Source organism: Isoptericola nanjingensis (genome assembly GCF_050311635.1).
Lineage (GTDB): Bacteria > Actinomycetota > Actinomycetes > Actinomycetales > Cellulomonadaceae > Isoptericola > Isoptericola nanjingensis.
On sequence record NZ_JBNOZL010000003.1, the window covers coordinates 26,963 to 39,014 of the forward strand.

The following is a 12,052-nucleotide window of genomic DNA, read 5'->3' on the forward strand; positions in this document are numbered from 1 at the left end:
CAGTGACCGACAACGAACTCAAACGATCATGACAGTACAGCCACGTGCTTGACGTGGCGAGAACCGGAACGCTTGACTCTGTTCCTGGTCGATCGCGGATGGTCGGGTGATCGCCACGGCGGTCGGATCCCTCGAGGAGGAAGGGTGCGATGGATCTCGCAGGCGCGACCCGAGAGGTCCGCGGCGCACGACCGCCCGGCCACCACGCCGTGAGCGGCCGCTCCCGCTGGGACCGAGGCCGCTGGGCGGCGCTCGCGGACACGATGCTCGACTCGGTGCGGCCGTTCGCCTCGCCGGACGGCTCGCTCGTGACGCTCCCGGGGCCGGCGGGCGGCTACGGCCGCGCCGTCGACGGTCTCGAGGGCTACGCCCGCACCTTCCTGCTCGCCGGGTTCCGGCTGGCGGGGGAGTGCGGCGCCGACCCGCACGGGTACGCCGAGCGGTACGCCGCGGGCCTCGCGGCCGGGACCGACCCCCGCCACCCCGAGCGCTGGGTGCGGCTGTCCGAGCACGGGCAGGCCAAGGTGGAGGCGGCGTCGATCGCGCTGGTCCTGGACCTGACGCGGCCGTGGATCTGGGACCGGCTCGACCCGGCGGTGCAGGAGCGCGTGGTCGACTACCTCGCGGAGGCGGTCGGCGACGACACCTATCCGCGGATCAACTGGGTCTGGTTCCGGCTGGTCGTGCAGACGTTCCTGCGCTCGGTCGGCGGGCCGCACTCCCTGGACGAGATGGCCGCGGACCTCGCGACGCACGACTCCTTCGAGCGCGCGGACGGCTGGATGTCCGACGGCGCCGAGCGCGCCTTCGACCACTACGCCGGCTGGGCGCTGCACCTGTACCCGACCCTGTGGGCGCGGATGGCGGGCGCGGCGGACCTCGCGGCCCCGCGCCGCGAGCGCGACGTCGCGCTGCTCGACCGCTACCTGCAGGACGCGGTGGCGCTGGTCGGCGGCGACGGGTCGCCGCTGGTGCAGGGCCGCTCCCTCACCTATCGGTTCGCGGCGGCCGCGCCGTTCTGGGTGGGCGCGATCGCGGAGGTGCCGTCGCTGCCCCCGGGCCTGCTGCGGCGCGCGGCGTCCGCCGTGGTGGGGCACTTCGTCGAGCGGGGCGCCCCGGACGACGACGGCCTGCTCAGGCTCGGCTGGCACCACGCCTGGCCGCGCCTGGCGCAGTCGTACTCGGGCCCCGGCTCGCCCTACTGGGCGAGCAAGGGGCTGCTCGGCCTCGCGCTGCCCGCCGACCACCCGGCCTGGACCGCGCCGGAGGAGCCGCTGCCGGTCGAGCGCGGCGACGTGCTGCGCGTCGTCCGCGCGCCCGGCTGGGTGGTCAGCGGCACCCGGGCCGACGGCGTCGTCCGGGTGGTCAACCACGGCACCGACCACGCCCGCGAGGGCGACCGCACCGGCGACTCGCCCCTGTACGCGCGGCTCGGCTACTCCACCGCCACCTGCCCGTGGCTCGACGACGACAGCTGGCTCTCGCCCGTCGACCAGTCCGTCAGCCTCGTCGATGCGACCGGGCGGGCCACGCACCGCACCGGGATGACCACCTTCGAGGTGGGCGTCGTCGAGCCCGCCGCCGGCGAGGCGGAGGCGGCGGTGGCGGCGTCGCGCGTCGCGGCGCACTGGGTGCTCCCCGCAGAGGACCGGCAGGGCCACGGGTCCGGCGCGACCGGGGACGCCGTCGACGCGGGCGTCCTGACGGTCGTGTCCGTCGTCCGCGGGCCGTGGGAGGTCCGCTGCGTCCGGGCGGATGCGCTCGCCGCCGGTGCGGACTGTGCCGCCACGGCAGCACGGCTGCGCGTCTCGGGCTGGCCGACCGTCGCCGGCGACGGCCTGAGCTCCGTCGTCGTCCCGCTGCTCGGCGACGGGACGGGCGGCACCACCGCGCGCGACGACGTCAGCCCGCTCGGCGAGGGCGCGCGCGTGCCCTGGGTCGACCTGCCCGCGGCACCCGGCGCCTGGGCCGCCTGCCTCGTCGCCCTGCGCCGCAGCGACGGGTCCGGCGACCCGTCGACCCACGGCGCCGCCGTGACGGTCGACGGGGCGACCGCCGTCGTCGTCTGGCCCGACGGCGCGCGCACCACCGTGCGCCTGCCCTGACGGACGCCCCGCTCGACTTCCGCGCGAGATCACGACGCCCGGCGTCGCTGAGGAAAGTCCGGTCTCGCCCCGGCTGCGGGCCGCGAACCTCCGCTCGCCGACGCGCTGGTGGGCCGCGGCGGCGGTGCGCGACGGTCATGTGGCCGAAGCGAACAGAAACGAAACGGCGCATCGACCAAATGTTGACGTAAACATTCGGACGTGCCAGCCTGCGTGCGGGCGACCGACGGCGGTCGACCGCCACGCACGTCTCGCTTCGACGACGAAGGAGAACGACATGCCTCACCCCCGCGACGACCGCGGTGCCGCGCCGCCCCTGGGCCGCCGGGCGGCCGCCGGCGGCGTCGGCCTCGCCCTCGCGCTGGTCGGCCTGCAGGCCACGGCCGGCGCCGCGGCCGACGACCCCTCAGGCAGCTCCGACGGCTCCGGCGGAGTTGCCGACGCCGCCGGGTACACGCGCTTTCCCGCCGTCCTCGACCCGGGGACCGGCGCCGACGACTACTTCTCGCCGCCCTGGCTGGACGACGGCGGCGAGCACGTCCAGGCGCACGGCGGCCAGGTGGTGCAGAGCGAGGAGGACGGCCGCACCGTCTACTACTGGTACGGCGAGGACCGCAGCAACGGCTACTACGGCAGCCCCGGCGTGCACGCGTACAAGTCGTACGACACCAAGAACTGGACGGACGAGGGCGTCGTCCTGCGGTCCGTGTCCGACCCGTCGGACCTGGAGTCGGAGTACTTCGACGCGCTCTACGACACCGTGGACGACGCCGGCCAGCCGCGCGCCGACCGGATCGCGGAGCTCGACTACCACCTCGACACGAACGAGGCGGCCGACCGCACGACGATCTTCGAGCGGCCCAAGGTGCTGTACAACGCCGCGACCGACCAGTGGGTGCTGTGGTGGCACTCGGACGGTCAGACGACGTCGGGCGGCAGCATGTACGCGCGCTCCATGGCGGGCGTGGCGGTGTCGGACAGCCCGACCGGCCCGTTCCGCATGACGGGCGTGTACCGGATGCCGAACCGGACGGGCTACCAGGACTGCATCTCCGCCGCGGTGCCGGGCCAGGCGCGCGACATGACCGTGTTCCAGGACGACGACGGCACGGCGTACATCGTCTACTCCTCGGAGGAGAACCGGTCGCTCTACGTGGCCGAGCTGGACGAGACGTACACGAACGTCACGCACACCACGGGCACGGACATGGCGGGCGCCGGGCAGTACTCGGAGGACGGCCGGTACCCGTACCTCTTCGCGGACGGCACCGCCGAGGCGCCGGTGCGCGGGGAGGACTTCCAGATCGTCAAGGAGTGCGGGATGCTCGAGGCGCCCGCGCTGTTCGAGCACGGCGGCCGGTACTACGCCGTCGCGTCCGGCGCGACGGGGTGGGACCCCAACCCGCAGACGTACTACACGGCCGACAGCATCCTCGGGCCGTGGATCCGCGGGGTCGAGCCCGACGACCGGTACGAGGACGTCCCGTACGGCTCCATCCCCGAGGGCGGCGACGGGCTGCTGTCCGTCGGCGACACGCGCCGGTCCACGTTCGGTTCGCAGTCCACGAACGTGCTCGACCTGGGCGGCGGCCGGTTCGTCTACATGGGCGACCGCTGGAACGCCGGTGCTGCCGACTCGACGTACGTGTGGCTGCCGATCACCATCGGCGAGAACGGGCGCGCCGAGATGCGCAACCCCGCCGTGGAGGACCCGGAGCGCTGGGGCGACGGCTGGGACGAGAGCTACTGGGACGCGCGCGGCCTGGGCGACGGCGTCTGGTCGGTGGTCGACGACGGCCTGCCCGAGCGGGTCGGGCCCGGCGAGGACTTCGGGGACGACCTGCCCGCGACCGTGCCGGTCGAGGTGGACGGCGTCACCGCCGACGTGGCCGTGACCTGGGACGCGACGTCGTTCGCCACGCGCGGCGAGCACACGATCACGGGCACCCTCGCCGCCGACGACCGGTTCTCCGCGGGCCGCACGTTCAGCCGTGCGATCGAGGTGTCCGAGGACGGCGTCGTCGAGCTGTGCGGGGCCGACGGGACGACCGTCTCGGCGAGCGTCCACCAGACGGACTGGGAGACGATGCCGGCCGAGAACGCCTGCGACGGCAAGGCGTCGACGTCGTGGTCCACGTGGGCGAGCGGCTCGACGCAGGACGAGGTGACCTTCACCGTGGAGCCCGCCGCGGCGCACGTCGTCGACCAGGTCGCGTTCACGAACATCGAGGGCACGATCGCCCGGTTCGGCGTCGAGTACCGGGACGCCGACGGCGCCTGGCACGCGACGACGGCACAGGACGTGGCTCCGGGCGCGAACGGCACCCGGACGGCCGTCGCCCTCGACCCGGTCTGGGCCTCGGCGGTGCGGATCACCTTCGCGACCCCGGGCTCGTACCTCAAGATCCCGGAGCTCACGGTGGACGCGCCGCCGACGGCGGTCGAGCCGTCCGTGGCCGCGCGCTGCGTGGGCCAGGGGCGCGTCCAGCTCGTGACGACCGTCCGCAACGCGACGGACCGCGCCGGCGACGTCGAGATCCGGACGGCGGTCGGGGACCGCACCGTGCGGGGCGTGGCACCGGGCGCCAGCGGGTCCGCGGTGGTGAGCACGCGGGAGCGGGCGCTCGACGCGGGCACCGCGACCGTCGCGATGGGCGACGGGCCGGCGGTCGCCGTCGGGTACGCGGCACGTACCTGCGGCTGACGCGGGGCCGGGCCGGGTCGCCCGGCCGCCGTGACCACTTCGTGATCCCTGAACCGTCGACATCTATTTATCCAGGGGTTAGTTTTACCAACGTTGTAATCGAGGGGACGGTCGACGACGACCGGCCCACCGCAGAGAGGCGGAGACGATGAACGCAAGGACGCGATGGAGCAGGGGCGTCGCCGGGGTGGCGCTCGCCGCGCTGGGCATGTCGGCGCTGGCGGCGTGCGGCTCTGGCGAGGACTCGGGCGACGGCGGGGTCACGACCCTGACGATGACGGTCTGGGGCGGCGACGTCGACAAGACGTCGTACCAGGAGCGCGTCGACATGCTCGAGAAGGCGCACCCCGACATCAAGGTCAAGCTCCAGCTCATCCCGAGCGACCAGTACGAGCAGAAGGTGCAGACGATGATCGCGGGCGGCAACGGCCCGGACATCATGCAGGTCGCCGAGGGCGTCAACGTCTACTCGTCCAAGAACCAGATCCTGCCGCTGGACGAGTACGTGTCGAAGTCCGGCATGGACCTCGACGAGCGCTTCGGACCCACCGGCTCCCTGTACTCCTACCAGGACAAGGTCTACGCGATCCCGGACCGCTCCGGCGCGATGATCGTCTACTACAACAAGGACCTCTTCGACGCCGCCGGCGTGGACTACCCCACGGCGGACTGGACGCAGGAGGACGCCCAGGCGGCGATGGAGAAGCTCACCGTGCCGGGCGAGCAGTGGGGCTACGGCGGCGCCGGCTGGTGGGCGCAGTGGTGGAGCTTCGCCTACCAGAACGGCGGCCAGATCATCGACGACTCGGGCGCCCCGACGGTGAACACCCCGGAGGTCGTCGACGCGCTGCAGTGGGCGAACGACCTCACCTTCAAGGAGCACGTCGTGCCGACCGCGGCCGAGTACGCCGACATGGGGCCCGACATGGGCGGCGACCCGGCGTTCGCCGCGCAGAAGGTCGCGATGAACACGACCGGGTTCTGGGCCATCGGCGGCCTCCTCGAGTCGGACTTCGACTGGGACATCGCCCCGATGTGGCAGGGCGACGAGCAGGCCGTGTCGGCCTTCGGCTCCGGCCTGGCGATCTCGCGCGACTCCGAGCACGCGGACAAGGCGTTCGAGGCGATCGACTACCTGACCGACGCCGAGGCGCAGCAGGTCGTCATCGACAACGCGCAGGACGTGCCCGCCAACGTCCAGGTGCAGCAGTCGGACGCGTTCCTCGAGCCGGAGTGGGCCACGAAGGACATCAACATGGGTGCGTTCGCGGAGTCGTCCGACTTCGTCTTCACGTCGCCCCTGATCCCCGAGTGGAACGAGATGCAGGCGACGTTCGACGACAACCTGGGCACGTTCTGGAACGAGGGCGGCGACGCGAAGACGCAGCTCGACGCGATCCAGACGAAGCTCGAGTCGATCGTCGGCCAGGGCTGACGATGGCCGCCGACCTCGGCGCCGTCCTCGGTGCGGCGCGGGCCCAGAGCCCGCGCCGCGCGGGGGGCCGGCGCGCCGCACGCCTGCCCCGCCCGAAGCTGTCCCGGCGGGGCCGGACGGAGGCCCGGTTCTTCTGGCTGTTCATCTCGCCCTGGCTCGTCGGCTTCGTCGGGTTCCTGCTGGGCCCGATGATCGCGTCCGTGTACATCTCGCTCACCGAGTGGGACTCGTTCACGCCGCCCGTGTTCGTCGGGCTGGACAACTACGTCCAGGCCCTCACCGGCGACCCGGTGTTCTGGAAGGCCCTGTGGAACACCTTCTTCTACGCCGCGGTCTCGGTCCCGCTCGGCCTGGCGGTCGGCCTCTGGCTGGCCAACCTGCTCAACAAGAAGGTCCGCGGCCGCAAGTTCTTCCGCACGATGATCTACCTGCCCACGCTGGTGCCGCTCGTGGCCACCGCGATGGTGTTCAAGATGGTGCTCGCGCCGTCGGGCCCGCTGAACGACCTGCTCGGGGTGCTCGGCATCCAGGGGCCCGACTGGCTGCTCGACCCGCTGTGGGTCAAGCCCGCGCTCGTCGTGCTGTCGGCGTGGGGCGCCGGGAGCGCCACCGTCCTGCTGCTCAGCGCCATGAACGGTATCCCGCGGGAGTTCTACGAGGCCGCCGAGATCGACGGGGCGGGTCCGTTCCGGCAGTTCTGGTCGATCACGTTCCCGCAGATCACGCCGATCATCTTCTTCAACCTCATCATGGGGCTGATCGGCGCGTTCCAGATCTTCTCCCAGGTGTACATCCTCACCCAGGGCGGACCCGACAACGCCAGCCAGATGGTGGTGCCGCTGCTGTTCGACCAGGCCTTCGGCTTCTACCACTTCGGCTACGCGTCGGCCGTCGCCTGGCTGCTGTTCGTCGTCATCATCGGCTTCACCGCGCTCGCGTTCCGCACGTCGCGGCGCTGGGTGTTCTACGAGACGGAGGTGCGGTGATGGCCGCAGCGACCCAGGCCCCACCCGCCGCCGTGGCCGAGCCGGCCGTCGCGCCCGGCCGCGGCGCCACGGCCCGCACGCTCAAGGCGTTCAAGGCGTCGCCCGCCACCTACGCGGTGCTGCTGATCGTCTCGGCGGTCTTCTTCGTGCCGCTGATCCTCATGGTCTCCATTGCGCTGGCGAGCGACCAGACCAGCGCGCAGAACGCGTTCACCGTGATCCCCACGGAGTTCCTCTGGTCGAACTTCAGCGACGTCTTCACGGCCACGGGCCTGCCCGTGGGCCGGTTCGTCCTGAACTCGGTGATCATCGCGACCCTGTCCGCCGTCGGCCAGGTGCTCTCGTCGTCGCTGGTCGGCTACGCGTTCGCCCGCCTGCGCGCGCCCGGCAAGAACGTCATGTTCGTCGTCGTGCTCGCCACCATGATGATCCCCGCGCAGATCACGATGATCCCCCAGTTCCTGCTGTTCAAGGAGCTGGGCTGGGTGAACACCTACCTGCCGCTCATCGTGCCGAGCTTCTTCTCCAACGCGTTCAACGTGTTCCTCGTGCGGCAGTTCGTCTCCCGCATCCCGAGCGAGATGGACGAGGCCGCGCAGGTGGACGGGCTCGGCTACTTCGGCATCTACCGGCGCATCGTGCTGCCCATGATGTGGCCGATCCTCACGGCCATCGCGATCTTCACGCTGACGCACGCGTGGGGGGACTTCATGGGGCCGCTCATCTACCTCAACTCCGAGGAGACGATGCCGCTCGCGCTCGGCCTGCAGTACATGACCTCCACGAGCAACGCCATGCAGCTGCCGCCGTGGAACCTCGTCATGGTCGGCTCGATCATGCTGACGCTGCCGATGATCGTCGTGTACTACCTCGGCCAGAAGTACCTCTACGAGATGAACGTCTCCGTCGGAAGCGCGGGTGTGAAGTGACGGTCGTGACCAGCAGCGTGACGAGCAGCGTGACCGGCAGCGTGACCGGCAGCGTGGTGCTGGGCCCCTCGGGCCTGGTGGTGGACGGCGAGGAGAAGGCGCTGCTGTGCGCCTCCCTCTTCTCCTTCCGCCTGCCGCGCGAGGAGTGGGCGGCGCGGCTCGCCCAGGTGCGGGCGACGGGGTACGACGCCGTCGACGTCTATCTGCCGTGGAACTTCCACGAGCTCGCGCCCGGCCGGTGGGACTTCACCGGGCGGCGCGACGTCGGGACGTTCCTCGACCTCGCCCACGAGGCGGGGCTGCTCGTGGTCGCCCGCCCCGGGCCGTACATCTGCTCGGAGTGGGACGGCGGCGCGCTGCCCGCCTGGCTCACGCTCGAGCCGGGGCTGCGGCTGCGCCAGGCCGAGCCGCGCTACCTGGCCCGGGTGCGGGAGTGGTTCGACCAGGTGCTGCCGATCCTGGCCGCTCGCCAGCACGGCCGCGGCGGCAGCGTCGTGGCCGTGCAGCTGGAGAACGAGCTCGACTTCTTCGACTGCGACGACCGGGCGGGCTACGTCGGGGCGCTCGCGGCCACGGCGCGCGAGCACGGCATCACCGTGCCGCTCGTCGCGTGCGCCGGCCAGGGCGACCTGGTCGGCGCGACGGGCGGGGTCGACGGCGTGGCGCCGGCGTTCAACTTCTACCCGGACGACCGGTCGCCCCACGTCGAGGCGGAGGTGCGCCGCTACGCGGACCTCGTCGCCGACCGGGGGCTGCCGCTCCTGGTCACCGAGACGAACCGGCGGCACGTCACCCTGCGCCGGCTGCTGGTCAGCGGCGCGACGCTCCTCGCGCCCTACCTGCAGGCGTCCGGCTTCGACCTCGGGTACACGCCGTCGGTGGGGAACTGGGGCGACCCGGGCAGCTTCATGACGCACGACTACGACTTCGGCGGGTTCCTCTCGCCGGTCGGCGCCCCGCGCCCGGAGACGGCCCAGGCGCGCGTGCTGGCCGCCGTCGTGCGGACCCTCGGCCCGGCCCTGGCGCGCGGCGTGCCCCGGGCGGCGCCCGGCGCGTACGCGACGTCGGCGCCGACGAGCGCGTCGCCGTCGTGCCTCGGGCTCGACGGCGGCGGCTCGCTCCTCGGCGTGCCGAACCTCGGGGAGTCGTGGGCCGAGGCGCTGCTGCCGGTCGACGCCGAAGGCTCGGCGACCGTGGAGGTGGCGCTGCCGCCCGCGTCGTGCCTGCTGGTGCTGCGGGACCTGCCCCTCGGCCGGTTCGGGGCACCCGGGACGCTGCGCCTGTCGACCGCCGACCTCGTCGCGGCGGGACCCACCGGGCTCGAGCTCGCCGGCGAGGGCCGGGCGGTCCTCGTCCTCGAGGCGCACGACGGCCGCACGACGCTCGTGGAGCTGGCCGCGCCCGCACCAGGAGCGCCGGTCCGCGCGACCGCGCGTGCCGGCGACGACCGGTGGGACGTCGTCCTGCGCCACCCGCAGGACGTGCCGGGGCCGGGGGAGAGCTCCGCCCCGCCCGTGCCCGCGGGGGACGTGGACGCCGACCCCGCGCAGGACGCGACGGTCCGCGTCACCGACGTGGCGCGGGCCGTGCGGCTCGACCTGCCCGTCCGCGACGGCCGACCCGAGGCGTACGACCTCCCGCCGGCGTCGGAGGAGGTCGGAGTCCACCGCGGCCGCACGCACTACGCGGCCGACGTCACCGGCGCCGCCGCGCTGCTGCTGGAGGGCGCGGGCGACATGGTCGACCTCGCCCTCGACGGCGTCGTCCGCCCGACCCTCGCGCGCTTCGGCGCGACGACGGTGGTGGCGACCGGCGGCGCGAGCCGGCTGACCGCGACCGTCGAGACCTGGGGCCACGCCAACTTCGACGACGCCCGGCTGCCCGGCCTGCGCGCCGGGTCGCTGCGCGGCCTCGGGCGGGTCTGGTCGGTCGCGGCGCGTGACGACGTGTCCGCGCACTGGAGCGTCGGGGGCGGGGAGCAGTGGGCGGGCGACCCGGCGCCGCTGCGCACGCTCGGCGGCTGGAGCAGCACGCGGGTCGGGCGGCCGGTCACGTACCGGCGGTCGCTGCCCGTGGACGGCGTCCGGCACCACGCCCTGCGCCTCGACGGCGTGCCCGGGGCGGTCGACGTACGGGTGGACGGCGCGCGGCGCACGGTGACGGCCGAGGACCCGTGGCTCCACCTGGCGCCCGGGGAGGGCGCGGACGTCGCCGTCACGCTGTCGCACACGCCGGGCGCGCTGAGCGGGGCGGAGCTGCTGCGCCTCGACCCCGTGCGCGGCTGGCAGGTCGAGGCGCAGCCGGACACGGCGCTCGTGGGGCTGGCCGCGCGGCCGGCCCCGGGCGCGGACGTGGGGCTGCCGCTGGACCTCGAGCCCGGCGACGAGGCGTGGTTCGACGTCGCGCTGCCGCCCGGCGGGTGGTCCCTGTGGTTCGCCGGCACCCAGGTGCGTGTGAGCGCCTTCGCGCACGGCGAGCTGCTCGGCCGGGTCTGGCTCGACGACCCCGCCGCGCCCCGGTTCTCCGGGGGCCGGCCGACCCGCCTCTGGCTTCCTGCGGCCTGGAACGAGGGCGGGCTACGCTTGCTCGTGCGCGCGACCGCCGGGCCGAACCGACCGCAGCTGGCGCGTCTTCGCACCGTCGCCACCCAGGAGTGACCATGGCAGTCGAGAGGCGGACGTCGCGCGACATCCGCAGCGAGTCCCGGCTGGACGTGATGCACGCCCTGCTGTCGGCCGAGGAGGCCACCCGCAACGAGCTGGCCCGCTCGACCGGGCTCAGCCCGGCCACCGTGGCCACCGTCGTCGGCGACCTGCTCTCCGAGGGCATCGTCACCGAGTCGCGGCTCAGCGCCGGCCGGGTCGGGCGGCCCACCGCCAGCCTGCGCATCAACGCCGACCGCGGCCGCGTGGTGGGCATCGACGTCGCGGAGACGTACGTGCGCGCGATCGTGTTCGACGCCGCCCTCGACGAGGTGGCGGCGGCCGAGACCCCGCGCGACGAGCACGAGAGCTCACCCGAGTACGTCGTCGAGGGCATCGGCCGGACCTTCGACGCCGCCCTCGCGAGGGCCGGCGTGGACGCCGCCGACGTCCTCGGCGTCGGGGTGGCCCTCCCCGGCATCGTGCAGCGCGCGTCGGGGGTCGCCGTCGTCGTCCCGCACTGGAGCTGGCGATCGGTCGAGCTGGACAGCCTGCGCGACCGGATCGGCGTGCCCCTGGTGCTCGACAACCCGCTCAAGGCGATCGCGACCGCGGAGCTGTGGTTCGGCACCGGCCGCGGGGCCGACTCGATGGTGACGGTGAACCTCGGCACCGGGGTCGGGGCGGGGATCGTCCTGGAGGGCCGCATCCTGCGCGGCGCGACCAACGCCGCGGGGGAGTGGGGGCACTCCCTGCTCGCGGTCGACGGCCGGCGCTGCCGGTGCGGGCGGAGCGGCTGCGTCGAGGCGTACGTCGGCGCGCCCGGCATCCAGCAGACGCTCCGCGAGATCGCGCCCGAGCACCCGCTGTGCGACCTGGACCTGCAGCGGGAGTTCATCCAGGCGCTCGCGAGGGCCAGCGCGGCGGACGCGCCCGACCCGGCGGTCGAGGAGACGCTCGCGACGACCGCGCGCTACCTCGGGTCCGCGCTCGCGGACCTGGTGGCGGTGGTGAACCCGGAGCGGGTGACCCTCACGGGCTGGACGACGTGGGCGATCGGCGACCGTCTGCTGCCGCTCGCCCGCGCGCGCCTGGTCGAGGAGGCGCCGGGGGTGTCCGCCGCCGGGCTGAGCCTGGAGATCTCGACGGTGCGGGGGAACTCGGTGGCCACGGGGGTCGCGATGATCGCGCTGGAGCGCTTCCTCGGCGACGTCGGCCTGGTCACGACCCGGGCCGCGATCGCGCTCTGAC

7 protein-coding genes are annotated in these 12,052 nt (G+C 73.6%); all 7 read left to right on the forward strand.

Features of this window, described 5'->3' with window-relative positions; translation table 11 throughout:
* Positions 1–149 precede the first annotated feature (149 nt).
* The 7 genes from ACQP6G_RS05640 to ACQP6G_RS05670 all read left to right on the forward strand — a co-directional run bounded on the left by ACQP6G_RS05640 (position 150) and on the right by ACQP6G_RS05670 (position 12,051).
* Positions 150–2,105 carry a DUF2264 domain-containing protein gene (locus ACQP6G_RS05640; RefSeq protein ID WP_429763259.1) on the forward strand — a complete coding sequence of 652 codons (1,956 nt, stop codon included), beginning with the start codon at positions 150–152 and terminating at the stop codon, positions 2,103–2,105.
* A gap of 277 nt (positions 2,106–2,382) precedes the next feature.
* On the forward strand, positions 2,383–4,809 hold the full coding sequence (locus ACQP6G_RS05645; RefSeq protein WP_429763261.1) for a family 43 glycosylhydrolase: 2,427 nt from the start codon (positions 2,383–2,385) through the stop codon (positions 4,807–4,809).
* Positions 4,810–4,957: 148 nt separating this feature from the next.
* On the forward strand, positions 4,958–6,244 hold the full coding sequence (locus tag ACQP6G_RS05650; RefSeq protein WP_429763263.1) for an ABC transporter substrate-binding protein: 1,287 nt from the start codon (positions 4,958–4,960) through the stop codon (positions 6,242–6,244).
* 2 nt (positions 6,245–6,246) lie between these two features.
* Entirely contained in the window at positions 6,247–7,230 is a 984-nt protein-coding gene (locus ACQP6G_RS05655) for a carbohydrate ABC transporter permease (protein ID WP_429763265.1), read from the forward strand.
* On the forward strand, positions 7,230–8,159 hold the full coding sequence (locus tag ACQP6G_RS05660; RefSeq protein WP_429763266.1) for a carbohydrate ABC transporter permease: 930 nt from the start codon (positions 7,230–7,232) through the stop codon (positions 8,157–8,159). Before ACQP6G_RS05655 ends, ACQP6G_RS05660 begins: the two co-directional genes overlap by 1 nt.
* Before the next feature lie 5 nt (positions 8,160–8,164).
* Positions 8,165–10,816, forward strand: a complete 2,652-nt coding sequence (locus ACQP6G_RS05665) for a beta-galactosidase (protein WP_429763267.1) — start codon at positions 8,165–8,167, stop codon at positions 10,814–10,816.
* 2 nt (positions 10,817–10,818) lie between these two features.
* Entirely contained in the window at positions 10,819–12,051 is a 1,233-nt protein-coding gene (locus tag ACQP6G_RS05670) for an ROK family protein (RefSeq protein ID WP_429763268.1), read from the forward strand.
* Position 12,052 lies beyond the last annotated feature (1 nt).

Bases quoted from the DNA above. Each gene is read 5' to 3' on its own strand.
- ACQP6G_RS05640 (WP_429763259.1), top strand. From the start codon at position 150: ATGGATCTCGCAGGCGCGACCCGAGAGGTCCGCGGCGCACGACCGCCC.
- ACQP6G_RS05645 (WP_429763261.1), top strand. From the start codon at position 2,383: ATGCCTCACCCCCGCGACGACCGCGGTGCCGCGCCGCCCCTGGGCCGC.
- ACQP6G_RS05650 (WP_429763263.1), top strand. From the start codon at position 4,958: ATGAACGCAAGGACGCGATGGAGCAGGGGCGTCGCCGGGGTGGCGCTC.
- ACQP6G_RS05655 (WP_429763265.1), top strand. From the start codon at position 6,247: ATGGCCGCCGACCTCGGCGCCGTCCTCGGTGCGGCGCGGGCCCAGAGC.
- ACQP6G_RS05660 (WP_429763266.1), top strand. From the start codon at position 7,230: ATGGCCGCAGCGACCCAGGCCCCACCCGCCGCCGTGGCCGAGCCGGCC.
- ACQP6G_RS05670 (WP_429763268.1), top strand. From the start codon at position 10,819: ATGGCAGTCGAGAGGCGGACGTCGCGCGACATCCGCAGCGAGTCCCGG.